Source organism: Streptomyces sp. B6B3 (assembly GCF_039871525.1).
GTDB lineage: Bacteria > Actinomycetota > Actinomycetes > Streptomycetales > Streptomycetaceae > Streptomyces.
This window is the reverse complement of sequence record NZ_JBDPLU010000001.1, coordinates 180,277-205,065: the sequence shown is the minus strand read 5'-3', so window position 1 is coordinate 205,065 and position 24,789 is coordinate 180,277. Positions and strand designations below refer to the sequence as shown.

Here is a 24,789-nt window from a genome sequence, read left to right as displayed (position 1 = left end):
GCGCGGACCGCTCGTCCGACACGGATGGCCGAGACCGTTCATCGGACCCGCCCGGCCCGGAGTCTCCGGCCGGCTGCCCTCGCCCGGCGGACGCGGCCAGCGTGGCTGGCTCGTCCGGCACGGCCGTCGCGGCCGCCCCAGACCGCCCCGCCGGCCCAGCCAGCGCGGACCGCTCGGCTGGCTCGGCCGGCGCAGAACGCTCGGCCGGCGCAGCCGGCTCCGCCGGACCGGACCGCTCGGCTGGCTCGGGCGGCGCAGAACGCTCGGCCGGCGCAGCCGGCTTCGGTGGGTCGGGCTGGTGCTCCGTCACCGGACGCTCACCAGGGCCTCGGCCTGCTGGCCGAACCGCATCGGGCCCACGGTCAGGTCGGCCGCGAGGCGTTGTCGTTCCGCCGGCACCATCATCTCGGGGACCTGGACGGCGAACTCGGCCACGGCCTCCGCGTGGCCGTCCACGTCCAGCCGCACGACGGCCGGCTCCGCCCGCCACCCCGCCGGCAAGGCGAGCCGCACCTCGGCGGCCTCCGTGCCGGGGAACGGGTTCCGTATCCCGACCGCCAGGCGCAGCTTGCCGCCGGCCGGGACGACCGACCGGTACGGGGATATCCGGGCGGCGAAGCCCTCCGCGCCGAGGTCCACCTCGCGCGGCAGCAGCTCGCGGTGCAGCCGGGCCAGCCGCTGGCCCTCCTCCAGCAGCATCGCGAGGTAGTCGTCGGTGATCTCCCGGGGCCGCCAGTGGCCGCTGATCATCAGCTCGGGGCGCAGGTCGAGGTAGAGCTCGGCGCTGCGGGTGAAGTCGTCGATCCGGAAGCGGTTGCGGTACTGGTAGTTCAGCAGTTCGGGACGCAGTCCCGGCTCCCACTCGGTGGTCTGCTGGTCGCCGGTGGCGACGACCCGGCGGCCGTCGGCGGTGAAGGAGTACGCCGCGGCGTAGAGGGTGTGGCCCGGCAGGTCGTGGACGCCGATCTCGTACTCCCGCCAGCGCACGGGCGCGTTCAGCGGCAGCTCGCGCTGCACCGGGATCGCGTCGTACCAGAGGCACGGCAGGTCCCAGGCCTCCGGATCGCGCAGCACCGGCGCGATGTGCGCGGGCGCCCAGACGGCGGTGCCGTGCACCTCGCGCAGCAGGTTGAAGCCCGCGACGTGGTCGTCGTGGTAGTGCGTCGGCAGCGCCACCTCGACCCGGTCGATGCCGTGGTCGCGGCGGAGCGACTCGATCGAGGCGAGCAGCGGCCGGCGGGAGGCCCGGTCGGTGCCGCCGGCCAGCCCGGTCGTCAGGTCGTAGCCGAAGTCCAGCAGCAGCGCGGTCCCGTGGTCGGACAGCAGGGCGTAGGAGCACGCGACGCTGGTGACGTTGCGCAGCAGGTGCGGGGTGACCTCGCGCCACGGCCTGCGCAGCATGGCCTCCGGGTCCCAGGGCGCGCGCCGGCGGCTGTCCAGCAGCTCCGTCAGGCGGCCGCGGAGCCGGGCCACCGCCCGGGGCGGGTCGGTCACCGGTTCGCCGTGCGAGGGCAGCAGCAGGTCGGGCCGGTGGTCGAGAAGCTGCAGGCAGGACAGCACGGTGGCCGCGGCGCCCTCGACGCCGGCGAGCTCGTGGGAGCCGGTGTACGCCCACTGGGTGGCGGCCAGCGACCACACCCGGCCCTCGCCGTGGATCAGGTCGCCGGTGAACGCCAGCCGCTTCCCTCCGGAGTCCAGCAGGTATCCGACGGATCCGGGAGTGTGTCCCGGCAGCGGCAGGGTGTGGATCTCGGCCGGGCCGTACCGGGCGGTGCGGTACTCGGCGACCGTGCCGGTCACCGGCACCTGGTTCAGCAGGGAGAAACGGTCCTGCCTGACCGAGTAGTCGTTGTCCAGCGGCCGGGTGCGCCAGTGCTCGTCGGCCCTGGCGACGAGGTCCTGTTCGACGGGCGGCACCCAGATCCGGATGCCGGCCGCGGCGGCGCGGCCGAGCCCCTGCACCTGGTCGCGGTGGTGGTGGGTGACCAGGACGTCGGTCACCTCGTCCACGTCGAAGTCCGTGAGGTGGTCCAGCACGTCGCCGCTGCCGAAGTCGATCAGCACCGCCTGGCGCCCGTACCGGAGGACGTAGACGTGGCAGGTGTCGCGGAACAGGAAGACGTCGTCACCGAATCGCATGCCCACCCCTTCGAGACGACGGAGACCGACGAGACGTCTGGGATCGATCCCAGCTGGGAACGATGCCACCCGTCTCCGGGGTGCGTCAACACCGCTCTTCGGGCACGTCAGCGGGGGGTCGCCGGGGGTCTCGTCAGCCGCCGTCCGGGTGCCTAGGATGCGGGGATCGCCGGCCCGGGGCGTGGCACCCGCCGCCTCGGGCCCGGGACGCACCCACGAGCCCTGGAGCAGACGCCATGCACGAGCAGTTGACGCCGTCACCGGCCGGCGCGGCCGCGGTTCGCCGCGGCACCGGCCTCCCGGTCCGATGAGCGCGCCCGCCGACCTGCCGCTGATACCGAGGCCGCACTCGGTGCGGACCGGTGAGGGCCATCTCACACTCGGCCCCGACGCCGGGGTGCACGCCCCGGCCGAGATCGCGGAGCTGGTCCGCGAGACGCTGGACCTGACCGGGGCCGGCGCGGACGCCCCGGAGACCGCTGACCCCACGGAGACGGCGGAGATCCGGCTCTCGCTCGCCGACGATCCGGAGCTGGGCACCGAGGGCTACCGGCTGCTGGTGGCCGCGGACGGGGTGCGCGGCACGGCCGGCACGCTGGCCGGGCTCCGCTGGGCGGTGCAGACGCTCCGGCAGCTGCGCGGCCGGGACGGCCGGCTGCCGCACGTCGAGATCGTCGACCGGCCGCGGTACGGCTGGCGCGGCGCGCACCTCGACGTCGCCCGCTGGTGTCACCCGCTGCCGTTCCTGTACCGGTACGTCGACCTGCTGGCGCTGCACAAGCTGAACACCCTGCACCTGCACCTCACCGACGACCAGGGCTGGCGGTTCGAGGTCCAGCGATACCCGCGGCTGACCGAGGTCGGCGGCTTCCGCGACGGCTCCAGCGTCGGCCACTCCCGCGAGGGCCGGACCGACGACGTGCCGCACGGCGGCTACTACAGCCAGCGCGAGCTGCGCGAGCTGGTGGCCCACGCGGCCCGCCGGGGCGTGCGGATCATGCCGGAGATCGACGCGCCGGGGCACATGCAGGCGGCGATCGCCGCGTATCCGTGGCTCGGCAACGACCCGGAGCGGCGGCTGCCGGTGCGTCGGGAGTGGGGCATCTCCCGGCACGTGCTGAACACCTCGGACCGCGCCGTGGAGTTCGTGCGGCACGTGCTGGACGAGGTGGCCGACGTCTTCCCCTTCGGCTACGTGCACATAGGCGGCGACGAGGTGCCGCCGCACGAGTGGGCGGCCAGCGCCGACGCGGCGCGCCGGGTCGCCGCCGAGGGCCTGTCGGGTCCCGAGGAGCTCCTGGGCTGGTGGTCCCGACAGCTGGCGGACCATCTGGCCGGGCTCGGGCGGCGGGCCGCCGTCTGGGACGAACTGATCGAGCACGGCGTGCCGGAGGGCGCCGCGGTCTTCGCCTGGCGCGGCGAGAAGCGGGTCCGGCGCGCGTTGGCGGCCGGGCTGGACACGGTGGCGGCGCCGGAGGAGTTCACGTATCTGGACTGGGCGGAGAGCGACGCGCCGGACGAGCCGCTGGCCATCCGCGGCCTGCTGCCGCTGTCCAAGGTCTACGGATACGAGCCGAAGGACGCGGTCCTCGGCGTCCAGGGGCAGGTCTGGAGCGAGTACCTGCCGACGACCGAGCTGGTCGAGTGGCGGGCCTTCCCGCGGCTGGCGGCGCTGGCCGAGGTCGGCTGGTCGGCCGAGGAGCGCGACTTCCCCGCGTTCCACCGGCGGCTGACCGGCCACCTGCCGCTGCTGGACGCGCTGGGCGTCGGCTACCGCCCGCTGGACCCGATCACGTGACGGATAGTTGACTTCCGTCCGAAACTGACGCTTCGTGCTGGATCACTTGCTCGAAGTTGTCGGTACGTGAGTCTTTACAGGCGATGTACATCGATATAAAAACTGCGGGTAACGACTCCTGCCCCTAGCGGAACGCTCCGTGTCCGTCGGCGTCCGATCGAGTCCGAAAGGCCTGCCCGCGATGAGCCCTTCCCTCCCCTTCCGCCCGGTCAGCCGCCGCGGGGTGCTCCGCGGCGGTCTGGCCGGCGCGGGCGCGCTGCTCGCCCCAGGAGCGCTGGCCGCCTGCGGATCGCCCGTGGCCTCCTCCGACCCCTCGTCGCTGCGGGTGTGGGACCCGTTCTCGGGCGGCGACGGAGCGCTGATGGACGAGATCATCTCCACGGTGTCCGACGGGCCCGACGGCTTCTCGATCGACCGCACCATCCTGGAGTGGGGCTCGGCCTACTACACCAAGCTGGCGATGTCGTCGGCCGGCGGCCGGGCGGCCGACGTGGCGGTGGTGCACCTGTCCCGGCTGGCCGGTTACGCGCCGGGCGGGCTGCTCGACCCGTGGGACCTCGACATCCTCGCCGAGTTCGGGGTCGCCGAGGAGGTGTTCGCCTCCGCCATCTGGCGGCGGGCGCACTACGACGGCACCCTCTACGCGGTCCCGCTCGACACGCACCCGTTCATCATGTTCTACAACCCGGACCTCGCCGAACAGGCCGGTCTGCTCGACTCGTCGGGCGCACTGCTGCCGATCGACTCGCCCGAGGCGCTGAAGGACGCGGGACGGGCGCTCGCCGACGTGACGGGCCACGCGGGCATCTACTTCGGGCACGTGGTGGACAGCGCCCAGAACTGGCGGCAGTTCCTGGGCCTGTACGCGCAGACGGGTGCGGAGTTCGACCTGCCCGAGGGCGGTCCCTCCCGGATCGACCGAGACGCGGCGGTGCGCGTGATGTCGTTCCTGATGGAGCTCTACGACGGCAGCGCGAACCCCGGCAACCTCAACACCGAGAGCGCGCTGGCCGGCTTCATGGGCGGCCGCGGTGGGATGCTGATGGGCGGCGACTGGGAGCTGACGACACTGCGGGAGTCCGGGGTGCCGCTGGCCGCGGCCCCGTACCCGCAGGTCTTCGAACAACCCGCCGCCTACGCCGACTCGCACGCCTTCGTGCTGCCCCGCCAGGAGAACCCCGACCCGGAGCGCCGGCGCGAGGCGCACCGGTACGTGGCGGAGATCCTCAAGGCGAGCCTGACCTGGGCGACCGCCGGCCACATCCCCGCGTACCAGCCGGTCGTCGAGCAGCCCGAGTACGCCGAGCTGAAGCCGCAGTCCTCCTACGCCTCGGCCGCCGAGGTCGCGGTCCTCGACCCGCCGAACTGGTTCGCGGGCGCCGGCTCCGCGTTCCAGAACAGCATGTGCCAGCCGATGCAGGCGGCGCTCCTGGGCAACGCCTCCGCCGAACGCACCGTCGACCGCATGATCAGCGAGCTCGACAGCCTCCTCGAACAGTCCAACCCGGTCGCCTGACCAGCACACAGGGAGCGAGAGACGTGAGTACCACCGCTTCGAAAGGCGCCGCCGGGGCCCGGCCCCCCGCGGCCGCCGCCGTGCCGGACGCCGGGGCGAAGGACGCCGCCGGGGCCACCGGACGGACCGCCCGCCGCACCACCACGCGTGGCGGCGGCGCCGGCGGCAACGGGCTGCTGTTCGTGGCCCCGTTCGTGCTGGTCTTCGGCCTCTTCATGGTGTGGCCGATCATCCAGGGCCTCTGGATGAGCTTCACCGACCAGTCGCTCTCGCAGCGCGAGACGTCCTTCGTCGGCTTCGACAACTACGTCGAGGCGTTCGGCGATCCGGACGTGTGGAGCAGCCTGGGCAACACGCTCTTCTTCACGCTGATATCCACCGTGCCGCTGGTGCTGTTGCCGCTGGGCCTGGCGCTGCTGGTGCAGAGCGGGCTGGCCGGCCAGTGGGCGTGGCGGCTGGCGTTCTTCGCCCCGTACCTGATGCCGGTGACCGTGGTGACCCTGATCTGGCAGTGGCTCTACCAGCCGGACCTGGGCCTGGGCAACCAGCTGGTGACCAAGCTCGGCTTCGAGCCGGTGGGCTGGGTGACCGACGAGGCGGTGGCCATGTGGTCGGTGGCGGCGCTCACCGTCTGGTGGACGATGGGCTTCAACTTCCTGCTCTACCTCGCCGCGCTGCAGTCGCTGCCCGACACCCATCTGGAGGCCGCGGCCCTCGACGGCGCCGGCGCGTGGCGGCGGCTGTGGTCGATCGTGCTGCCGCAGCTGCGCCGGACCACCGTGCTCGTGGTGATGCTGCAGATCCTCGCGTCGCTCAAGGTCTTCGACCAGATCTACATCATGACCAGGGGCGGGCCGAACGAGACCACCCGCCCGATCCTCGAGTACATCTACGACGTCGGCTTCACCGGTTACCGGCTGGGCTACGCCTCCGCCATCTCCTACCTCTTCTTCGCGATCATCATCGTCGTGTCGATCGCGCAGGTCCGCTTCTTGCCGAGGGAGTCCTGAACGTGTCCGCGACCGCGCACCGCCCCACCGTCCGGGGCACGAGGTACTCCCGCCGCCGCCCGCCGCGCGAGGCCGCCGGCACCCCGCTGCTGCTCGGCCACGGGCGCGTCTCCCGCACCCTGGGCGGCACCGCGCTGGTGCTGCTGGCGGCGGTCTGGGCGACGCCGTTCGTCTGGGCGGTGGTGACCTCCTTCCAGAGCGAGCTGGACGCCACCACACCGGGGCTCTCGCCGCTCAAGGGCGCGCTGACCCTGGAGGCGTACCGTGAGGTCTTCTCCCGGGGCAACCTGGCGCTGTGGGGCTTCAACAGCCTGGTGATCGCGACCCTGGTCACGATCCTCACCGTGGCGGTGTCCACGCTGGCCGCCTACGGCCTCTCGCGCGGCACCTTCCGCGGGCGGCGGGCGCTGCTCGCCGTCACCGTCGCGTCGATCATGGTGCCGCCGCAGTTGCTGATCGTGCCGCTGTTCCGGCAGGCGCTGCTCTTCGACCTGGTGGACACCTACTGGGGAGTCGTCCTGCCGCAGGTCGTCGCGCCGATCATGGTCTTCATCCTGAAGAAGTTCTTCGACGGCATCCCCCGCGAGCTGGAGGAGGCCGCGCGCATCGACGGGGCGTCCGAACTGCGGCTGTTCTGGTCGGTCGTGCTGCCGCTGTCCCGGCCGATCGTGGCCGCCGTCGCGATCTTCGTGTTCATCGGCGCCTGGAACAACTTCCTCTGGCCGTTCATCGTCACCAACGACTCGGACCTGATGACGCTGCCCGTCGGCCTCGCCTCCGTCAAGGAGACCTACGGCGTGGTGTACGCGCAGAACATGGCGTCCGCGCTGCTCACCGCCCTGCCGCTGATCCTCGTCTTCCTGTTCTTCCAGCGGCGCATCGTCCAGTCCGTCGCCACCACGGGCCTCGGCGGCGGCTGACCCGCCGGGCGGGGCAGGGCCGGGTGGGGGGTGGGGATCAGTCCAGGGAGATCCCCACGTCCGCAGTCGGCGGCTGGACCGGTGTGAACTGGGGGTCGAGGACGACCGTCAGGACGTTGCTGCCCTCGTACATCGGGGTCGTGCTGACCGTTCCCCGCTGGGCGTCGACCCACAGCACCTGGCCCTGGTAGTTGACGGCGCAGACGGCGTGCGAGAACTCGGGTTCACCCGCCGGGACGTACGGATGGAACACCACGAGGGCCATGGCGCCGTGCCCCCCGTCCTGCACCGCGCGATGCACCGACTGCCACGCCGTCCGGATCTCCCTGGCCTCCACGTCCGGCAGCCCCATGGTGAACCGCTCGGGGTCCCGGAAGGCGCCGGCGCCCAGCCAACTCGCCGTCCGCTCGTTGCCCTGCTGCTCGATCCCCTCCACCGCCATCCCGGCGGCCACCGTCGGGTTACCCGACCAGGAGGCCAGAAAGCTGCGCGCCGTGTCGATGCAGTTGCGGCGGTACGGTCCGACCCTCCCGCCCTCGTTTCGCCGGGGATTGATCCCCCTCACCCATTCCGCGGACTCCACGTATGCGGCGTTCTCGGAGACCGCGGCGCCGGTCCGCTCCGGGTCTTCGAAGGCCGCGGGGACGGCGGGCACGGGGGGGACGGCGGAGGCGGCCTCCCCTCGGCGGCCGATCCTGCTGAGGGCCCTGCTGACCCCGCGCACCAGGCTGCGCCCGAGGTCGCGCGGGTCGTGCCCACGCCGGCGCTGGCGCCCGCGTTCCTCCTCCTGCTGTGGCGGGGCGGCCGGGGTCTGGGGTGGCGCGGCGACCGGGGTCTGGCGTGGGGGGCCGACCGGGTTGGGGAACTGCGCGAACGTGCCGTCTGGGTTCCGGGGGAAGACCGCCTCCAGCGCCTCCTGGTCATCCGACGGGGGAGCCATCAGCTGGTTGCTCCGCTGGTCGTTCCGCAGCACCCGCTGCACGGCCAGACCAGGCGCGTGGTCCGCGCCGTGCGCGGGCCGGTGGGCGGCCGCGGCCGGCTGGTGCCCGAGGGCGTGGACCACGGCCTGGTTGCCCGCCAGCCGCTGCAACGCCAGGAGTCGCTGCTGCTCCGGGGTGCCGGCCGGGGCGGGCCCGGCGGCGTCGGACCCGGCCCGCATCACCGGCCGGGGCGCCCGCCTGGCGGGCTCGGTCTGCTGGTCCTCCTGGTGCACGGGCATGGGCACTCACCTCGGGTGGAGGGCTGGGGCGGGGGTCCCGCGGCCGGTTGCGGCCGGCACGTGTCGGCGTCCCGAACTCGCAGCAGAGCGAGGAGCGACAGCGTGTCATCGTACTTTCGGCCCGGTGGCCCGTCGAGAAGGCGATCGGCCACTCGTCCCTGCCTGGTCGCGCCAGTGAACGTTGCCCGTCCGGGCGCGGCGGCGCAGACTGGGCGCCGGTGCGCGGGGCCGCGGGGGCCCCGGTGACGGCCGGGAGCTGAGGGGCGAGCATGGGTGGACGGTCCACGCCGGGCGACGGGACAGGGCGATGAGGATCCGGTCGGGCGCCGGCCGGGCGGCGCGGGCCACCGACGCGGAGCGGGCCGGGCGCGACGCGCTGCACCTGCTGGCGGAGGGACTGTGCGCGGTCTGCCGGCAGCGCGACGACGGGGCCCGCAGCTGGTTGCGGTACTTCGTCAACGACAGCAACGCGGACCCCGGCGTGCGGGCCCGGGTGCGGGACGCCGTCGGCTTCTGCCCGGCGCACACCCGGCACCTGCTCGGCGACACCTCCGCCAGCTGGCTGCTGCCGTCGGTCCAGGGCGAGGCGCTGGCCGGCGGCCTGCGGCTGCTGGACGACGACCGGGCCCGGCGGGGCCCGTGCCCCGCCTGCGAGGCCGGACAGGCGGCGGAGGAACGCGCGCTGGTCACGGTGTCCCGCGCACTGCCGCAGGCTCCGGTGCGCGACGCGGTGTGCGGCGGGGCGCTGTGCCTGCCGCACGAGATCGCGCTGGCCGCCCGGTCCGACGCGGCCGCCGCGACGGCGGTCACCACCGCGGCGACGGAACGCCTGACCGGTCTCGCCCGGACCGGCCCCGACGACGAGGGCCCCGGGATCGGCGCCGGGGTGGCGACGCTGGCCGGGCTCGATGCGGATGCGGCGGCACGGGGTCGGCAGCTGGGGCGGCTGGACCCGTTGCTGGATGCCGAACGGGCCGGGGCGCACGCGCCGGTGGCCGACCGATGGGCGGCGGACCTGCGGCTGGCGTGCTGCCCGCTCTGCCTGGCCGAGCACCGCGCCGCCCGGCGCCTGCTCCGTTGGGCCGCGACCAGCGAGGAGGGGCGCCAGGCCGAGGGCACGTCCGCGCTGTGCCCGCGACATCTGCACGACCTCGGCGGCCTCGCCGGCCAGGCGGCGCCGCACGCCGGCGCGCTGGTCGCGGCGAACGCCGAGGAGTGGCGCGAGCGGCTGGCCGGCGGCTCGCGGCCGAAGGGCGCGCCGCGGTGCCGCGCCTGCGAGGAGGAACAACTGGCGCACGCCCGGCACGCGGCCCTGCTGGCCGCCGCCCTGCGGGACCCGGTGCGCGCCCGCGCGTACCAGGAGGCGCACGGCGTCTGCCTGCGTCACGTGCTGCGGTGGGACGGGCCGCCGCCCGCGCCGGTGGACACGGTGCTGCGCGCCCGGCTCGCGTTGCTCGGCTGGGAGCTCGCCGAGGCCCGGCGCAAACAGGACTGGCGCACCCGACACGAGGTGAAGGGCGCGGAGATGACGAGCGGCTCCCGCGCCCCCACGCTCCTCGACGGCCGGGCGCACGCCGGCTCCCCCGCGCCGGGCGGCACCGCCCGGACCCCCGACACCTCGACCCCCGACGCCGGGGAGACCGGCGCCGGGGGGTGATCGGCCGGACCGCTCAGGTCCCGCAGGTGATGTGCGGGTTGTCGGCGGCGATCAGCTCCACGGGCTCCTTCTCCCAGAGCCAGACGTGCAGCGTGTAGTAGTGCACCGCCCCCGACTGCTCGAAGTCCCGGCCGAAGAGCGTGGCCGGCACGCGCGAGACGTACTCGACGCCCAGCAGCTTCAGGCCGCCGGTCGACGTCGGCGCGTAGACGAGGGCGTTGGGCTCGGTGATCCGCAGTTCCTCCGGGGACTCGGCCACCGAACGCAGATAGTGAACCCCCTTGCTGGGCACGCACATCGGGGAGGACAGCACGTAGCCGTCGGCCTCCGCCTCCGCCACGTCCCGGTACGGCGCCGTGGCGGCCTTCGCCGCTATCAGGTCCGTCGCGTACGGCTCTCCGGTGAGGTCGAGGACCTGGTCGGGTGCCCGGTCGGGGCCGCTGGTGCCGGCCAGCGCACCGGTCGGGTACGAGGCCAGGGTGGCGGCGAGACCGACCACCGTGAGGGCGGCGAGGGTGCTCTTGCGCATGAGGGCTCCGTGAGTACGTGGCGGAACCTCCCGGGCCCCGAAGGGCCGGGGGGAGCGTCGCGGAAGGCGCGCGCGGCCTTGTGGAAAGAGTCGAGCGGAGGGCGGTATGCCCGCCACCGCAAGCGGCCGAACGGGTGGGCCGCTGGCGCGCGGGGGCGGGTGGGGAGGATGAGGTCGCGCGCTCCGGCGTGGGCTCCACCCGGTGTGTGACGGAGAGAGGGCGAGGTGACGGATGTGCTGCTACCGCTGACCCCGGCGCTCGGGGTGCTGATGGCGGCGCTGCTGGTCGGCGCGGCCGGCGTGGCGGCCTTCGCGCACCTGGTGCGGGACGACGACCGCACGTACGCGCGGCCGATGCTGACCGCCGGGCTGCGGGCGCTGGTCCAGCTGGCCGCGGTGGCGCTGCTCATCGACTGGATCGTCGGCACGCCCGCGTCCCTGTTCGGCTTCGTGATCCTGATGTTCGCGGTCGCGACCGTCACGGCGGGGCGCAGGATCACCCGCAACGGGACCTGGCCGTGGGCCACGGCGCCGATCGCCGCGGGCGTGGCCCCGGTGCTGCTGGCGCTCCTGCTGACCGGCCTCGTCCCGCCCCGCGGCATCGCCCTGGTGCCGGTCGCCGGCATCCTCATCGGCGGCGCGCTCACCGCCACCACGCTGGCCGGCCGGCGGGCGCTGGAGGAGCTGACCACCCGGCACGGCGAGGTGGAGGCGGCGCTGGCGCTCGGCCTGACCGACCGCGAGGCGCGGCTGGAGATCGCCCGCCGGGCCGCGTCGGGCGCGCTGGTCCCCGGCCTCGACCAGACCCGCACGGTCGGACTGGTCACCCTGCCGGGCGCGTTCGTCGGCATGCTGCTCGGCGGGGCGTCCCCGGTGCAGGCGGGCGCGGTCCAGCTGTTCGTGCTGGTGGCGCTGATGTCGGTGCAGAGCGTCGCGGTCGCGACCGTTCTGGAGCTGATCGCCCGCGGCCGCCTGCACCGCACGGGCTGACCGGGCTCGCGCCGGTGGGGCGAAATGTTGCGCCGCCGGCTGTCCTGCTGGGAGCGTGGAGCCATGCCTCCGACGATCCGCAGAGCGGTGATCCCTGCCGCGGGCCTCGGCTCGCGCCTGCTCCCGCTGACCAGGGCCACCCCCAAGGAGATGCTGCCGGTCGGGGACAAGCCCGTGATCGAGCACACCGTCCGCGAGTTGGTGGCGTCCGGCATCACCGACATCACCATCGTGGTCTCCGGCGGCAAGGCCCTCATCCAGGACCACTTCCGGCCCAACCCGGAGCTGGTGGAGCAGCTCAGGGCGGCCGGGAAGACCGCGTACGCCGCGGCGGTCGAGGAGGTCTCCGAACTGGCCGCGCAGGGCCACATCACCTACCTCGACCAGCACGGCCCGTACGGCAACGGCACGCCGGTGCTCAACGCGGCCCGCAACTTCGGCGACGAGCCGATGCTCGTGCTGTGGCCGGACGACGTCTTCGTGGCCGAGGTGCCCCGCGCCCAGCAGCTGATCCGCGCCTTCGAGGCGACGAACTGCCCGGTGCTGGCCCTGATGCCGATGGCCCCCGAGGACTCCGGGCGGTACGGCGTGCCGGTGGTGCGGGAGGACCTGGGCGAGGGCCTGCTGCGGATCACCGGACTGGTCGAGAAGCCCAAGCCCGCCGACGCGCCCTCCGCGTACGCGGCGATCGGCGGGTACGTCATCACCCCGGGGATCATCGACGAGTTGGGCGAGCAGACCCGGCGCTGGTACGAGCACCGGCAGGGCGAGATCTACCTGACCGACGCCATCAACGCCTACGCGGCCGGCCGCGCGGTCTACGGGCAGGTCATCTCGGGCCGGTGGTACGACACCGGCAACCCGGCGGACTACCTGGTCGCGCAGATGGCGTTCGCGCTGGCGCACCCCGAGTACGGCCCGCTACTGCGCCGGCTCGTCGAGAACGGGGACGCGGCGCGCCCGTGACCTCCGCGAGGGCTCACGGCTCAGGTCAACGGCCTGAGCCCGCGCAGCTTGTCGGGGTTGACCTGGAAGCGCAGGTTCCGCATCAGTCCGCCGTCGATGTCGTAGGTCAGGGCGCCGACCGGTTCGCCGTTCAGCAGGCACACCACGCCGAGTTCGCCGCCCAGCAGCGCCGGCTCGACGACGGCGCCCGTCATCTCCGGTTTGGCCAGCACGCCGAGCAGCCAGCGGGCCACGCCGTCGGCGCCGTGCAGCGGGCGGCGGGCCGCGGTGACCTTGCCGCCGCCGTCGGACCAGGCCGTGACGTCGGGGGCCAGCAGCTCCATCACGGCGTTCACGTCGCCGCCCGCGCAGGCCCGCAGGAAACGGGCGGTCACCTCGTCGCGCCGGGCCGGGTCGGCGTCGAAACGGGGCCGCCGGGACCGCACGTGACCCCGGGCCCGATGCGAGATCTGCCGCACGGTCGGCTCGGGACGGTCCAGGATCTCGGCGATCTCCCCGTGGGAGTAGCCGAAGACCTCGCGGAGCACGAAGACCGCCCGCTCGACCGGGGTCAGCGTCTCCAGCACGACGAGCATGGCCACGGAGACCGCGTCGGCCACCTCGTGCTCCTCCGCGACGTCCGGCGAGGTGAGCAGCGGCTCGGGCAGCCAGGGGCCGACGTACTTCTCGCGGACGGCGCGGGCCGAGGTCAGCCGGTTGAGCGCCAGGTTGGTCACGGTGCGCACCAGATACGCCCGCGGGTTGCGGACCGCGGTCCGGTCCGCCCGGTGCCAGGTCAGCCAGGCGTCCTGGACGACGTCCTCGGCGTCGGCGACGGTGCCCAACATGCGGTACCCGACGGCGAACAGCAGCCTGCGGTGCTCGGTGAACGGATCCTGCTCGGCGGTGACCTCGACCATCGCCCCATGTTCTCCCCAGCTCTCCGGGTGGGGCAAGGTGATGCGGCTCATCCGGCGCGCCGGGTGGCGCGGCCGCCCCTCCACAGGGTCGCCGAGACGTTGAACCGCCTGCTCATCCGGTGCAGCTTCGGCGGACTGCTGCTGACCATCTCCTTGTACAGCACCGCCCAGCGGCCCTTCAGGTACGCGCGGCGCGGCGAGTCGTCGGCGTGCGTGAACTGGATGACCGCGTCGCGCCGCCCGATGCTCACCGGCTGGTGGACGTAGCCGAACCGGAACGGCCGCCGCACCCGCCCGCCGCGCAGCCGGCGGGCGATCGCGTCGGCGGCGTACTGCCCGGTGGGCATGCCGCTCTGGCAGGTGCCGTGGACCTGCCCCCACGGCTGGGCCACGGCCGCGGCGTCGCCGACGGCGTAGATCTCCGGGTGGGACGTGGAGCGCAGCGTGGCGTCGACCGTGATCCGGCCGCGCGCGTCGGTGGCGACGCCGGCGTCCGCGGCCAGCCTCGGCACGGTGACTCCCGCGGTCCACAGGCGGAGTTGGGCCGGTACGAGCTCGCCGCCGGCCAGTTCGACAGCGTCCGGCAGCACCTTGGCCACGGCGGCACCGACCCGCACGGTGACGCCGAGGCGGGCCAGTCCGGCGTGCAGATGGGCGCGGGCCCGGTCGCCCATCATCGCGCCCGGCTCCTCGCGGCTGATCAGCGTGACGTCCAGGCCCGGGTGGCTCTCGGCGATCTCCGCGGCGGCCTCGACGCCGGTGAGCCCGCCGCCGCAGACGACCACGGTGCGGCCGGTGCCTTCGGTGGCGCCGGTGCCTTCGATGGCGGCCAGTTCGGCGAGTCGGGTGGCGAACCGGTGGACGGCCCGCGGTTCGTTGAGGGTGAACGCGTGGGCCTCGGCGCCCGGGACCAGGCTGGTGTCCGTGCCGCTGCCCAGCGCGTAGACCAGGGTGTCGTAGTGAAGCTCCCGGGTCCCGTCCACGGTGACCCGGCGGGCCTCCGGGTCGAGGGCGGTGGCCCAGCCGCGCACGAACTCGATGCCGGTGCCGGCCAGCAGGGCGGGGAGCCGGTGGTCGGCCAGCTCCTGCCCGGCGGCGACCTGGTGCATCCGCAGCCGTTCGGCGAACCGGTCCGAGGGGTTGACGAGGGTGATCGCCACGCCGCCGCGGCGGGTGCGCCGGGCCAGCCGGATCGCGGCCAGCACGCCGGCGTACCCGGCCCCGAGGACGACGATGCGGTGTCCGCTGGACGGGTCGTTGGCGTTCATTGCGTGCTCCTTGGCTCGCGGGGACGGTGTCGCCCACGGGACAGACGAGCGCGCGCGGCCGTGACGGCCCGGCGTTGTGACCTACGTCACAGATCCTGGCGGGCGGCCCGCCACTCCGGGGCCAGGACGGACCAGACCTCGATGTCCTGTCGCCTGCCGCCGCGTACGGAGTACGCGCGCAGCACGCCGTCCCGCGTCATGCCGAGGCGGCGGGCCACCGCGATGCTGGGCGCGTTGGCCGAGGACACCTGCCACTCCACCCGGTGCACGCCGCGCTGCTCGATGGCCCAGTCGATGATCACCCGCGCCGCCCTGGTCACCAGGCCCCGCCCGACCGCCGACGGCTCCAGCCAGCAGCCCGCCTCGGCGCGGCCCTGCGGCACGTCCATGGTGCGGAACAGCACCCCGCCGACCAGCTTGCCGTCCGCCCAGATGCCGTGGATCCGCCCGGTGTCGCTGGCCGCCTTCTCCGCGTACGACTGCAGGTACGCGCGGGTCGCCGCGAGGTCCGAGCAGGCGTCCGCCAGCCCGATGTGCTGGCCGATGAAGTCCCGCCCCCGGTCCATGTGGGCCAGGACCTCCTCGGCGTGCCACGGCTCCAACGGCCGCAGCTCGGCGCCGTCGTCCCCGAGCGGTATCGCGTACATCCTCGTGTCCTCCACGGTCGTGCGGCAGTGCGGTGGTGCGGTGGCGCTTCGTGCGAACGCGGCGGGCGCCGCGCCCGGATACTCGCACGGCGGCCGGCCCGGCGCTCACGGATTTCCCGCCGCCGGTGCGGCAGGGCCGGCGCGCGCCTCAGCCCTGGCCCGCGTCCCGGGTCGCCACGAAGCGGCCGTCCGTCGTGGACGGTCCCTCCGGGGTGCCGGGCAGGATCCAGTAGCCGGCGTCCGCCGGCCGCTCGCCCGCGCCGAAGGTGCCGACGAGCAGGTCGTCCCGGCCGTCGAGGTCGAGGTCGGCGAGGTGCAGGTCCCAGCCGAAGTGGTGGTCGGGCGGCCCGTCCGCGACGTCCGTGACGCCGACGTCCTCCGGGCCGAAGGTGGTCGTCCGTTCGGCGGTGACCCCGTCGACGCCGCCCAGCGCGACGGTGACCTGGCCATCGTCGCGGTTGTCGCTGTGGAACGTGGCCAGGTCGTCGACGCCGTCGCCGTTGACGTCGCCGACCGCGGTGGAGAGTTGGGGCTCCCAGCCCTCGATCGTTCCGCTCGGGAGGCCGCCGCCCTGTCCCGGACCCTCGGCGCCGCCGTAGACGAGGACGACGCCCCCGCCCTCGTCCCGCCGGGCGAACAGATCGTCGTGCCCGTCGCCGTCGAAGTCGCCCACCGCCAACGGGGTCGCGCCGTCGCCCGCTCCCGGCCGGCTGGCGGTGATCCCGGGAACGGCGCCGGTGGTGCCGAGTCCCTCGGGGGTGCCGCGGTAGAACGCGGCGTCCAGGACGTCGTCCGGCACGTCCTCCTCCAGGCGTGCGTCCTCCTCGTCGTAGCTGGCCCTGGTCACCAGGTCGTCGCGACCGTCGCCGTCGAAGTCCCCGACCACGACGTCGGTGATCGACGCCCAGCCGTCGTGGCCCACGTCGGTGTCGGTCGTGGCGCGCGGCTCGCCCGCCTCGCGGTCGAGCGGGCCGTACAACACGGTGGCGGACTGGGCCCCGTCGCTCTGCCCGGCCCCGGGCCCGGCGAGGGTCAGCAGGTCCAGGGCGCCGTCGCCGTCGAAGTCCCCGACGCCGGCGGCCGGCTCCGTGCCCGTCGGCAGGTCGGTGGCGCCCACCGGCCCGTCCGGGCCGCCCCAGATGATCCGCTGCTCCCCGCCGAAGCCGCCGTCCAGGGTGAAGAGGCCGCGCACGAGGACGTCCGCGTGGCCATCGTCGTCCAGATCCCCGACGAGTTGGGTGGACTGGTCGTTGCCGATCGGCGTGATGCTGCTCGACGACTCGTTCTCGGCGTAGCACTCGGTGAGCGGAAATGCCTCGGCGGGTCGCGTTCCACCGGCCGCGGCGCGCAGCACGAAGCGGTTGTTGCGCCACACCGAGCCGTCCTGCTCCGCCCCCGGGTACCAGCCGTTGACGACCGCGTCCGCATGCCCGTCGCCGTCCACGTCGTCCCGGTTCACCGGCCCCTCGGCCCGGCCGCCGGCCTCCGGCGGCGGGGCGGACGGACACCCGGCCGACGACTCGGCCCCGGCCCGGTCGGCGCCGTCGCCGCCCGAACAACCCGCCAGAAGCAGCACGCCCACCCCCGCTATGGCCGCCGCGGTGCAGGTGCCGCTGACTCGTATCCGCATAACGTCCGAGTCTGCGCGTTCACGTGCACGGAAGCGTCACGATCGGGTCAGGTTGCCATTCCGCTCGGTTAGGCTCATGCCATGGGCGACGCCGAACTGACGAACATGGTGCGCCGTGTTGTCGACGGCAACCTGTACCTGACCCTCGGCACCGTCGAGCCCGACGGACTGCCGCGCCTGTCGCCCGTGTACTTCACGCACGACGCGTACCGCACGTTCTACTGGTTGTCCGCGCCCGACGCGCAACACTCCAGGAACGTGGCGCGGCAGCCGGAGATCACCGCGGTCATCTACGACTCCAGCGTCATCCCCGGAGACAACCCGCAGGCCGTCTACCTCACCGCGACGGCCCAGCGGGTGCCGGACGACGAACTCACCGCCGAATGCGCCGTCGCCTTCCGCACCATGCGCGGCGGCATCGAAGCCTCCACCCCGGAGGACCTGACCGCCCCGGCCCCCCTGCGCCTCTACCGCGCCACGGCCACCAGCTACGCCGTCCACATCCGCGGCAGCCACCCCACCCGCGGCAGGGGCACCGACAGCCGCGTCCCGGTCACCATGCCCTGACCCCGGCGGCGCCGTACCCGACGCGCCGGCAGGTGTGGCTCACCCGTCCCCGTATCGCCGGAGAAGCTCCGCCAGATAGCTCTCCAGCCGGCGTTCGAGGACGGCCGGAGTCAGATCGGTCCGGCCCAACTCGCGCCAGGGGACGGCGACCTTCTCGGCGTCCGGGGCGAAGGCCAGCGCGTCGAGCAGCCGCCAGTAGAGGTGGTCAGCCGGGTTCGGGGAGAGTGTGCCACCGGCGGCGACGTACTCCTCCGCCATCCGCATCCCGGCCGGCACGCCGTGGAGCAGCGCCAGCGCCGTCGAGCAGTGGGCCACGTCCAGGTCGCTGGGCCCCCAGGAGGTCTCCACCCAGTCCACGACGCCACTCACCACCAGGTCGGTGCCCTGGCCGGTGAACAGCACGTTGCCCGGATGGAAGTCCCGGTGCAGGAAGGTCCCCCGACAGCTCGGAGGGTCGCGCCGGATGAGATCCACGGCGCGTCGCCAGACCACCGGCCGATCAGTGGCCTCGGGAATTCGGACGCGCTCCGGGGTGGTCCACGCCTGGTAGTCGCGGGGGCGATCCCGCACCGGGAGGCGGAGTCGGTGGATGCCGACCAGTTGCCGGGCGAGGCGCGCGGTCCGCGGTTCGTGCCCCTCGGTCTCCAGACGGACGCTGCCGGGCAGCCGGGACATCAACAGGGAAGGGTGGTCGCAGTGGTCACCGGCCGCGTCGACGCCGTACAGCACCGGCGCCGGCACACCCGTCCCCGACAGCAGGCGCAGGGTCGCGGCCTCCCGCAGCAGCAGGGCCTCCGCGTGCCGGACAAAGAACGGCCGGACGAAGGACCGGAGCACGAACGCATCGGCGTCGCCGACCCCCGAAACGCGCAGCCGTCGCATCTCGGAGGTCCAACCGCCCATCAACCGGACCACGGCATCAACACGAGCCCCGTCTCCGAGCACTTCCTCGACCCAGGCCCGAGTTCCCTCCCAGGCGCGATCGTCGGGGTTCCTCCTCATGGGGCGAACGGTCTCATGTGGTCGGCCGTTGCCGGGCGTCGCGCCACCAGGCCAGGGCGAGCGGGGTCAGGGACGCGAGGAAGACGCCGAGGGTGACGGGCAGGATCCACCCGGGGACGTCGGTGGTGGCTGTCCCGCGCCACTGCAACCAGCACAGCGGCAGGAGAGCGACGCCGAAGCCGATGTTCGCCATCAGCAGCGCCCTGGCCAGCCGCCGCGCCGAGGCGGCCGTGGCCGGACGGCCTCGTGTGGCCGCGGCGGCCCTCCCCCATGCGTCCGAGGGCTCGGGCAGGGCGTCGAGCGGAGTGACCCGCGCCGCGCCCGCCGCGCAGGCGACGAAGATCACCGTGAGCCCGGCGAAGACGAAGACCGGCAGGAACGCGCTTCCCACGCTCCGGTCCGTCCAGGCGTCCACACCCTCCGGGCCGACGTGTTGCGGCACCCGGTCCGGCAGGTTGGGATACCGCGCCACGCCCCAGACCGCCATCGCGCCGAGCAGCGACAGGTTCGGCGCCAACCAGGCCCACGGCGTTCGGCCACGTTCGTCCACAGCACGGGTCGTCACGTCTCCCCACCCTCCCACGTCGCTCGTCGTCATGTCCCCATCGTGACCGTGCGGTCGCCCTACCCAGGTGCGGGCCTACGACCTCGCGCACGTCGCGCTGCGGGACGCCGTCGCCGACGCGGTCGCGGCCGGGGACCGGGCGGGCGTGGCGGCGGCCGTGTACCAGCAGGGGTGGCTGCTGATGCGGCAGGGCCGGTTGGACGAGGCCGAGCGCGTCAGCCTGGCGACCGCCCAGGAGGTGGAGCCCCGCATCTCCCAGGCCTCACGGCACGACCTCGGCGCGTGGGGGAAGCTGCTGGTGCACGCCAGCGCGGCAGCGGCCCGCAACAACCGCCCGGAGGACGCCCGGGAGATCCTGCGGCTGGCGCGGACGGCCGGGACGGCGCTCGGCGGCGCGACGGCCGTCGAGGAGTCGAGTTGGGGACGCTTCGACTGGCGCACGGTGGCGTTCCAGGGCATCGAGAACCACCTGGTGGCGGACCGGCCCGACCGGGTGCTGGGCCTGTCGGCCCGGCTGCCGGCGATGAGCACGACGTTCGGGCGGAGGCATCTGCTGGACGTGGCGCAGGCGCACGCGATGGTGCGGCAGGGCGACGAGGCCACGGCCATTCTCGGCGCGCTGCTCGACGAGACACCCGAGTGGCTCCGGCACCAGAGGATGGCGACCGACACGTTCCAGGCCGCGCTGGCGGCCAGCAGGCGGCGCCAGCTGACCTCCGCACAGCGGCGGCTGGCGCGCTTCTTCGACGTCGCATAACGGTCATGCGGCATGGCCGTTGGCGAACGGCCGTGGCCCGGTCCGCCTCCGCGTCGCGGCTGTGGAGGATCACGTGAGCACCGTTGATCACAGCTGCCAGGCCACGGCTTCCCTCCCCGACCCACGCGGCGGGTGGCGGGGCGTTGCGCGCAATCTCGGCCTTCCGCGGCCTATGCGCAGTTCGACGCAATCCTGATCGCTGTCCGTGCCCGCCTTGGCAGGCTTGGGTGACGCAACCCCACGAGAGGACCGCACGTATGGGACTCAGGTTACTCGGCACGCCCAGCAAGGACGGCGGCTGCCCCAGCCTGTATGAGATCGAGGAGACCGGGGAGATCGTCGCGCAGGGGGAACGCCTGGCTGACCCTGACCACCTCGCCCAACTCCGGGACGTGAAGGAGTCGGAGGGGTTCGTCGTCCTGCCCCGCGAGCTGCTTGTCCGATTCGCACCCAGGGAGGCTCATGTGCCTGACCTCATCCCGTTCGAGGAGGCGTCCCATCTCTTCTCCGAGTTCGAGCACACCGCATGGCGCTTGGAGACGCAGCGTGGCTACGCCTCAGACCAGGAGATCCCGGAGTGGCAGCGCTTCCTCCGGGGCGATTACGTCGGGTGCTTCGATCCCACCTCCCCATGGGACGCCAACATCCGCAGGCAGACCAACGAGGGGAAGCGGTTCGAGCGCGTCCGCATCGTGGATGACCCGCCGACGCAGGGCCAGTTGTTCCTCCTGGCCAGTGGTCTCGGCAACGTCGAGGCAGGCGAGGACATCCGGAACCTGTACCGGGCGGACGCGCGGCGGCTGAGGCTTCCGGACTATGATTTCTGGCTGTTCGACTCACGTGTCATCATGAAGTTCGACTTTGACGACGAGGGCACCTGCCTCGGCGTGCGGCTCATCGAGGACCCCACGGAAGTCCTCGGGGCCTGCCAGGTCCGAGACCTCGCCTGGCATCACGCCGTGCCTACAACGCGGTTCCAGGAACAGGTACGTTCCCGTGGGTGAGCACTGACTTCCAGACGGCCCGCGTTGCTCTCGGTGCGCGGCTGCGCGAGCTGCGCACCGAGGCCCGCCTGAACGGGAAGGAACTGGCGGCGCGTCTAGGGTGGCAGCCGTCGAAGATCTCCCGTATCGAGAACGGCAAACAGACCCCCTCGCTGGATGATCTCGAAGCGTGGGTCGCGGCCGTTCAGCGGCCGGACGCCATCGCCGAGCTCAGGGGGCGGCTGAACGGCCTGGAGTCCCAGTACCGATCCTGGCGGCGTCAGCTCTCCGGAGGCCACCGGGCCCGCCAGGAGATCGGTGCGACCGAACTCTCCCGCACCAGGCAGGTTCGCGGACTTGAAACCGACTGCATCCCAGGGCTCTTTCAGACGCCCGACTATGCCCGGCATATGTTCCTGCGCCTGTCAGATTTCCGGCAATCGCCCGTCGACACCGATGAGGCGGCAAGAAGCCGCATCAAGCAGCAGTCGGCTTTGTACGAGCCGGGCCGGAAGTTTCGCTTTCTGATCTGGGAAGGCGCTCTGCATGTCAGGTTCTGCCCTGATGACGTGCTCGCGGCACAACTGGACCGACTCGCGGGGATCATCGGTCTCGACACCGTTGACCTAGGCATCATCCCACTGTCGGCACCGCTTCGCCTGACACCGGCGCACGGCTTCTGGATCTATGACGAGAGGCTGGTCATCGTGGAGACAATCAATGCAGAGCTGTGGCTGGATGATACCCACAACATCGCTCTCTATCAGAGGGCATGGGACTGGCTTGCCGGTTCGTCGGTCCACGGCAGCCAAGCACAGCAGTTGATCGCTCGCACCGCGCGGAGCCTGAGCCGATCCTGAGCAAATACCGATGTGCGGCACCCGCTTGGCCGCAAAACCGCGCAATAGGCAGGCACGGTCCATCCGCATCTTGTATCCATGAAGCCGGGATAGGGCTCTCTGACCAGGGCCCGTCCTTCGGGGCTCGGCTTCACAGGGCTGAGCAGGGAATCACATCTGAAGGGAAACCAGATGTCCGGCACGACCGTTGCCCCAATGGCCCAGCGCCAGTGCGGGCGCGAGATGATCTCCGAATCGGTGTTCGCCAAGCTCGTCAACCGAATCACCAAGGATCACCCCACATTCAGTCATGTCCTGGCGGAGCGGATCACCGACCAGGCCATCGCGTTCCTGGCCGCCAGCGCCCGCACCCAGCAGCCGATCTCGCCGAGCGGGATCGTGGACATCGGCTGGCACACCTTCCTCCTCCACACCCGTGACTACTCCGACTTCTGTTACCGCGTCGCGGGCCGGTTCATCCACCACGAACCGACAACCCCAGCCGACCGGACGGCGATGAGCCGCGCCGACGTGGCGGCGGCACGGGAACGAACGCTGGGAGCCATCGAGCGCAGCGGGTTCGTCGCGGACGAGGAACTGTGGCCGGTTGCTGGCGAGCAGTACCGCGTCCCGGAGGTCACGCCGGACAGTTACGTCTCTCCCGGTGCCCTCGGCGCCGACCTCGCCGACTGCACCCAGTGCTACGCCGGATGCACGGACAGTCCGTCGGAGCCGGGTAAGTAGTCCCGGCACACGCACGCGGGCCGGCGTCTCCCGCAGGTACCGGCCCGCCTCCTGTGGAGGAGACATGAACGAAGCCTGGGACGTATACGCCGAGGACAACAGGAGCAAGCCAGAGCGCGAGCGGAACGCGGCGGGGGAAACGACCTGGTTCAACTGGACGCAGTACCCCGACCACGGGCCTGGCGCAGAGCTTCTCGGCAGTCCGCGATCAGCGCTTGATCTCGGCTGCGGAACAGGACGGAACGTCGCCCATCTTGCGTTTCTGGGGGCGTCGGCAGTCGGACTGGACGTCTCCTCGATCCAGATCAGTCGAGCACGCGAGCGGTTCGGGGCAACGCCTCGGCTGAGCCTGGTCTGCCGTGAGGCATCGGAGTACCTGACCGCCTTCGATGGGGAGTTCGACGCGATCTGTTCCGTGTTCGGAGCTGTCTGGTTCACCGACCCCGCGATCATCCGGCCCCTGATCTTCAAGAGTCTCCGTCCCGGCGGGGTCCTCGCGTTCTCGCAGCATCCGCCCATTGAGGGCTGCTATGGCTGCCAGGGTTCGTACGTCTACCCAAAGGATGGTGGGAAACCGGCACCGCTCCGTCGCTGGGCCTACACAACGGACATGTGGGCTGACCTTCTCGCGAGTTACTCGTTCTCCTCCTGCCGAGGAGAGATCATTTCCGCGCCGCCTTCCGGAGACGTGGACACGCTGCTGGTGACTGCCTACAGGTGACGTAAGGCGCGAGAAACGACCATGCACGGTGCACCAGCGGCTCACCGAGTCGTTGGCGCAGGTCGAAAACTTCACGGCGACCCCACTGCTGCCGGGCCCAGACAGACTGCGGCGTGGTCGCCCTATGCTGGAGGTGAACGAAATGGCCCACGTGGGACGGGCGTTGCCATGCGCGTCGCGGCGGCTTCCGGCGATCGCCTGCGCGAGTTGCGCACCGGCGTGGGCCTGACGCAGGAAGGTCTGGCGGAGCGCGCCGCGCTGAGCCCCGGGGGACGCCGGATCACAGCCGCGAGCCGATCCCGCACCGGGAACGCTGCGCGCTGATGCTCAGTGCGGCCGAGCGGGAGGGGCACGACTGTCCGGCCGGGGTACCGGTCAGCGAGGCCGCACCGCCGGGGTCGTGATGGGGCGGTCGCGGAGTGGGCTGGAGTAGACGATGCTGGTCGTGACGGAGCCGAGGCCGGCGATGCGGCCCGTCGTCGTTTCCAGGTGGCGCATGGAGCGGGCGAGGACCTTGAGCACGAAGCAGTCCTCGCCGGTGACGTGGTGGGCCTCCACGATCTCGGGGGTGCTCTCGACCAGGTCGTGGAACGGCTTGTAGTTGCCCGTCGGATAGCGGAGGCGGACGAGGGCCAGGATGCCGAGTCCCAGGCGTTCCGGGTCCACCACGGCCGCGTAACCGCGGATCACGCCGCTCTCCTCCAGGCGCCGCACCCGTTCGGTGACGGCGCTGGCCGACATGGACACGGTCCTGGCCAACTCCGCGTAGCTGGCCCGCCCGTCCCGTTGCAGGGCTTCCAGGATGCGCATGTCGACCTCGTCGAGGGAATCATCGGCCATGAGGGAGGAATACCACGGTTTCCCCGGCCAGCGCCGCGAGAGCCCGGTGATCGTCGGTTCCGGCGCGGGCGGACGGTCCGTAGCGTCCTGTCCATGACCGACACCGTCACCAGCCCCGCGCTGCGCGTGCCGCCCGCGGCTCCCGCCGAGGCCGCCGCCTTCTTCGCCGCCCGCCTCGCCTTCCAGGCGGACGTCTCCGACGTCCGCGCCTCGCTCGACTCCGGCGACCCCGGCTTCGTCCTGGTCGACTCGCGCGGGAGCGCCGGCTGGCGGCAGGGGCACGTGCCCGGCGCCGTGCACCTGCCCACCGCCGACATCCCGTCCCGAGCGGCGGGCCTGCTCGACCCGGAGGTGCCGGTCGTCACCTACTGCTGGGGACCCGGCTGCGACGGCGCCACCCGCGCGGCGCTCGCCCTCGCCCGACTCGGCTACCCGGTGAAGGAGATGATCGGCGGCATCGAGTACTGGATCCGCGAGGGCTTCCCGCTCGCGACCCCGGCCGGCGTCGAACGGCGCGAGGCGGACCCGTTGACCGCCCCGATCGCCTCCCTCACCTGCGCCTGCTGACCCCGGCCGCGCCGGG

General features: G+C 72.9%; 24 protein-coding genes. 14 read left to right on the top strand and 10 right to left on the bottom strand.

The features are described 5' to 3' along the window. Positions 1 to 306 precede the first annotated feature (306 nt). Positions 307 to 2,139 (bottom strand): MBL fold metallo-hydrolase, encoded by a 1,833-nt coding sequence (locus ABGB06_RS00830; RefSeq protein ID WP_347584598.1) that lies wholly within the window; start codon positions 2,137 to 2,139, stop codon positions 307 to 309. Positions 2,140 to 2,446: 307 nt separating this feature from the next. On the opposite strand from ABGB06_RS00830, the gene ABGB06_RS00825 reads away from it, so the two are divergent. From ABGB06_RS00825 to ABGB06_RS00810, 4 genes are all read left to right on the top strand, one after another. Then, positions 2,447 to 3,937, top strand: coding sequence for a beta-N-acetylhexosaminidase (locus ABGB06_RS00825; RefSeq protein WP_347584597.1), 1,491 nt, complete (start codon positions 2,447 to 2,449; stop codon positions 3,935 to 3,937). A gap of 181 nt (positions 3,938 to 4,118) precedes the next feature. Beyond that, complete coding sequence (locus ABGB06_RS00820; protein WP_347584596.1) at positions 4,119 to 5,453, top strand: extracellular solute-binding protein; 1,335 nt, start codon at positions 4,119 to 4,121, stop codon at positions 5,451 to 5,453. A gap of 23 nt (positions 5,454 to 5,476) precedes the next feature. Further along, positions 5,477 to 6,463, top strand: coding sequence for a sugar ABC transporter permease (locus ABGB06_RS00815; RefSeq protein ID WP_347584595.1), 987 nt, complete (start codon positions 5,477 to 5,479; stop codon positions 6,461 to 6,463). Positions 6,464 to 6,465: 2 nt separating this feature from the next. Beyond that, positions 6,466 to 7,383 carry a carbohydrate ABC transporter permease gene (locus ABGB06_RS00810; protein WP_347584593.1) on the top strand — a complete coding sequence of 306 codons (918 nt, stop codon included), beginning with the start codon at positions 6,466 to 6,468 and terminating at the stop codon, positions 7,381 to 7,383. 37 nt (positions 7,384 to 7,420) lie between these two features. Here ABGB06_RS00810 and ABGB06_RS00805 read toward each other — a convergent pair whose 3' ends face one another. Further along, positions 7,421 to 8,602 (bottom strand): toxin glutamine deamidase domain-containing protein, encoded by a 1,182-nt coding sequence (locus tag ABGB06_RS00805; RefSeq protein ID WP_347584592.1) that lies wholly within the window; start codon positions 8,600 to 8,602, stop codon positions 7,421 to 7,423. A gap of 307 nt (positions 8,603 to 8,909) precedes the next feature. On the opposite strand from ABGB06_RS00805, the gene ABGB06_RS00800 reads away from it, so the two are divergent. Next, positions 8,910 to 10,259 carry a hypothetical protein gene (locus ABGB06_RS00800; RefSeq protein ID WP_347584591.1) on the top strand — a complete coding sequence of 450 codons (1,350 nt, stop codon included), beginning with the start codon at positions 8,910 to 8,912 and terminating at the stop codon, positions 10,257 to 10,259. 13 nt (positions 10,260 to 10,272) lie between these two features. Here ABGB06_RS00800 and ABGB06_RS00795 read toward each other — a convergent pair whose 3' ends face one another. Beyond that, a complete protein-coding gene (locus ABGB06_RS00795; RefSeq protein WP_347584590.1) occupies positions 10,273 to 10,788 on the bottom strand; it encodes a hypothetical protein in 516 nt (171 codons plus the stop codon). Positions 10,789 to 11,022: 234 nt separating this feature from the next. Between ABGB06_RS00795 and ABGB06_RS00790 the strand changes: the two genes are divergently transcribed. Both ABGB06_RS00790 and ABGB06_RS00785 read left to right on the top strand, forming a co-directional pair. Further along, entirely contained in the window at positions 11,023 to 11,778 is a 756-nt protein-coding gene (locus ABGB06_RS00790) for an ABC transporter permease (RefSeq protein ID WP_347585395.1), read from the top strand. 63 nt (positions 11,779 to 11,841) lie between these two features. Continuing rightward, positions 11,842 to 12,744 carry a UTP--glucose-1-phosphate uridylyltransferase gene (locus ABGB06_RS00785; protein ID WP_347584589.1) on the top strand — a complete coding sequence of 301 codons (903 nt, stop codon included), beginning with the start codon at positions 11,842 to 11,844 and terminating at the stop codon, positions 12,742 to 12,744. Positions 12,745 to 12,764: 20 nt separating this feature from the next. On the opposite strand, the gene ABGB06_RS00780 is transcribed toward ABGB06_RS00785, so the two are convergent. From ABGB06_RS00780 to ABGB06_RS00765, 4 genes are all read right to left on the bottom strand, one after another. Further along, entirely contained in the window at positions 12,765 to 13,643 is an 879-nt protein-coding gene (locus ABGB06_RS00780; RefSeq protein WP_347584588.1) for an RNA polymerase sigma-70 factor, read from the bottom strand. 47 nt (positions 13,644 to 13,690) lie between these two features. Further along, on the bottom strand, positions 13,691 to 14,911 hold the full coding sequence (locus ABGB06_RS00775) for an FAD-dependent oxidoreductase (RefSeq protein ID WP_347584586.1): 1,221 nt from the start codon (positions 14,909 to 14,911) through the stop codon (positions 13,691 to 13,693). An 86-nt stretch (positions 14,912 to 14,997) separates the two neighbouring features. After that, positions 14,998 to 15,558 carry a GNAT family protein gene (locus ABGB06_RS00770; RefSeq protein ID WP_347584585.1) on the bottom strand — a complete coding sequence of 187 codons (561 nt, stop codon included), beginning with the start codon at positions 15,556 to 15,558 and terminating at the stop codon, positions 14,998 to 15,000. 148 nt (positions 15,559 to 15,706) lie between these two features. Continuing rightward, positions 15,707 to 17,188: a VCBS repeat-containing protein gene (locus tag ABGB06_RS00765; protein ID WP_347584584.1), complete on the bottom strand. Its 1,482-nt coding sequence runs from the start codon at positions 17,186 to 17,188 to the stop codon at positions 15,707 to 15,709. An 81-nt stretch (positions 17,189 to 17,269) separates the two neighbouring features. On the opposite strand from ABGB06_RS00765, the gene ABGB06_RS00760 reads away from it, so the two are divergent. Then, positions 17,270 to 17,755, top strand: a complete 486-nt coding sequence (locus tag ABGB06_RS00760) for a pyridoxamine 5'-phosphate oxidase family protein (protein WP_347584583.1) — start codon at positions 17,270 to 17,272, stop codon at positions 17,753 to 17,755. A gap of 39 nt (positions 17,756 to 17,794) precedes the next feature. Here the strand turns inward: ABGB06_RS00760 and ABGB06_RS00755 are convergent, their stop codons facing one another. Both ABGB06_RS00755 and ABGB06_RS00750 read right to left on the bottom strand, forming a co-directional pair. Further along, positions 17,795 to 18,757, bottom strand: a complete 963-nt coding sequence (locus ABGB06_RS00755) for an aminoglycoside phosphotransferase family protein (protein WP_347584582.1) — start codon at positions 18,755 to 18,757, stop codon at positions 17,795 to 17,797. Between the two features lie 13 nt (positions 18,758 to 18,770). Next, positions 18,771 to 19,322: a DUF1648 domain-containing protein gene (locus tag ABGB06_RS00750; protein WP_347584581.1), complete on the bottom strand. Its 552-nt coding sequence runs from the start codon at positions 19,320 to 19,322 to the stop codon at positions 18,771 to 18,773. A gap of 67 nt (positions 19,323 to 19,389) precedes the next feature. Here ABGB06_RS00750 and ABGB06_RS00745 point away from each other — a divergent pair, with 67 nt between their 5' ends. From ABGB06_RS00745 to ABGB06_RS00725, 5 genes are all read left to right on the top strand, one after another. Continuing rightward, positions 19,390 to 20,079 (top strand): hypothetical protein, encoded by a 690-nt coding sequence (locus ABGB06_RS00745; RefSeq protein ID WP_347584580.1) that lies wholly within the window; start codon positions 19,390 to 19,392, stop codon positions 20,077 to 20,079. Positions 20,080 to 20,336: 257 nt separating this feature from the next. Continuing rightward, positions 20,337 to 21,083, top strand: a complete 747-nt coding sequence (locus ABGB06_RS00740) for a DUF6879 family protein (RefSeq protein WP_347584579.1) — start codon at positions 20,337 to 20,339, stop codon at positions 21,081 to 21,083. Continuing rightward, positions 21,080 to 21,922 carry a helix-turn-helix transcriptional regulator gene (locus tag ABGB06_RS00735; protein ID WP_347584578.1) on the top strand — a complete coding sequence of 281 codons (843 nt, stop codon included), beginning with the start codon at positions 21,080 to 21,082 and terminating at the stop codon, positions 21,920 to 21,922. Before ABGB06_RS00740 ends, ABGB06_RS00735 begins: the two co-directional genes overlap by 4 nt. 171 nt (positions 21,923 to 22,093) lie before the next feature. Continuing rightward, entirely contained in the window at positions 22,094 to 22,645 is a 552-nt protein-coding gene (locus ABGB06_RS00730; protein ID WP_347584577.1) for a hypothetical protein, read from the top strand. A gap of 64 nt (positions 22,646 to 22,709) precedes the next feature. Further along, positions 22,710 to 23,366 (top strand): class I SAM-dependent methyltransferase, encoded by a 657-nt coding sequence (locus tag ABGB06_RS00725; protein WP_347584576.1) that lies wholly within the window; start codon positions 22,710 to 22,712, stop codon positions 23,364 to 23,366. Positions 23,367 to 23,741: 375 nt separating this feature from the next. Here the strand turns inward: ABGB06_RS00725 and ABGB06_RS00720 are convergent, their stop codons facing one another. Then, a complete protein-coding gene (locus tag ABGB06_RS00720; RefSeq protein WP_347584575.1) occupies positions 23,742 to 24,206 on the bottom strand; it encodes an Lrp/AsnC family transcriptional regulator in 465 nt (154 codons plus the stop codon). A gap of 93 nt (positions 24,207 to 24,299) precedes the next feature. Between ABGB06_RS00720 and ABGB06_RS00715 the strand changes: the two genes are divergently transcribed. Continuing rightward, positions 24,300 to 24,773, top strand: coding sequence for a rhodanese-like domain-containing protein (locus ABGB06_RS00715; RefSeq protein ID WP_347584574.1), 474 nt, complete (start codon positions 24,300 to 24,302; stop codon positions 24,771 to 24,773). Positions 24,774 to 24,789 lie beyond the last annotated feature (16 nt).

Coding starts and splice junctions, on each gene's coding strand:
- ABGB06_RS00800 (WP_347584591.1), top strand. CDS start 8,910: ATGAGGATCCGGTCGGGCGCCGGCCGGGCGGCGCGGGCCACCGACGCG.
- ABGB06_RS00830 (WP_347584598.1), bottom strand. CDS start 2,139: ATGCGATTCGGTGACGACGTCTTCCTGTTCCGCGACACCTGCCACGTC.
- ABGB06_RS00795 (WP_347584590.1), bottom strand. CDS start 10,788: ATGCGCAAGAGCACCCTCGCCGCCCTCACGGTGGTCGGTCTCGCCGCC.
- ABGB06_RS00725 (WP_347584576.1), top strand. CDS start 22,710: ATGAACGAAGCCTGGGACGTATACGCCGAGGACAACAGGAGCAAGCCA.
- ABGB06_RS00820 (WP_347584596.1), top strand. CDS start 4,119: ATGAGCCCTTCCCTCCCCTTCCGCCCGGTCAGCCGCCGCGGGGTGCTC.
- ABGB06_RS00775 (WP_347584586.1), bottom strand. CDS start 14,911: ATGAACGCCAACGACCCGTCCAGCGGACACCGCATCGTCGTCCTCGGG.
- ABGB06_RS00715 (WP_347584574.1), top strand. CDS start 24,300: ATGACCGACACCGTCACCAGCCCCGCGCTGCGCGTGCCGCCCGCGGCT.
- ABGB06_RS00825 (WP_347584597.1), top strand. CDS start 2,447: ATGAGCGCGCCCGCCGACCTGCCGCTGATACCGAGGCCGCACTCGGTG.
- ABGB06_RS00730 (WP_347584577.1), top strand. CDS start 22,094: ATGTCCGGCACGACCGTTGCCCCAATGGCCCAGCGCCAGTGCGGGCGC.
- ABGB06_RS00760 (WP_347584583.1), top strand. CDS start 17,270: ATGGGCGACGCCGAACTGACGAACATGGTGCGCCGTGTTGTCGACGGC.
- ABGB06_RS00785 (WP_347584589.1), top strand. CDS start 11,842: ATGCCTCCGACGATCCGCAGAGCGGTGATCCCTGCCGCGGGCCTCGGC.
- ABGB06_RS00780 (WP_347584588.1), bottom strand. CDS start 13,643: ATGGTCGAGGTCACCGCCGAGCAGGATCCGTTCACCGAGCACCGCAGG.
- ABGB06_RS00755 (WP_347584582.1), bottom strand. CDS start 18,757: ATGAGGAGGAACCCCGACGATCGCGCCTGGGAGGGAACTCGGGCCTGG.
- ABGB06_RS00765 (WP_347584584.1), bottom strand. CDS start 17,188: ATGCGGATACGAGTCAGCGGCACCTGCACCGCGGCGGCCATAGCGGGG.
- ABGB06_RS00770 (WP_347584585.1), bottom strand. CDS start 15,558: ATGTACGCGATACCGCTCGGGGACGACGGCGCCGAGCTGCGGCCGTTG.
- ABGB06_RS00740 (WP_347584579.1), top strand. CDS start 20,337: ATGGGACTCAGGTTACTCGGCACGCCCAGCAAGGACGGCGGCTGCCCC.
- ABGB06_RS00720 (WP_347584575.1), bottom strand. CDS start 24,206: ATGGCCGATGATTCCCTCGACGAGGTCGACATGCGCATCCTGGAAGCC.
- ABGB06_RS00805 (WP_347584592.1), bottom strand. CDS start 8,602: ATGCCCGTGCACCAGGAGGACCAGCAGACCGAGCCCGCCAGGCGGGCG.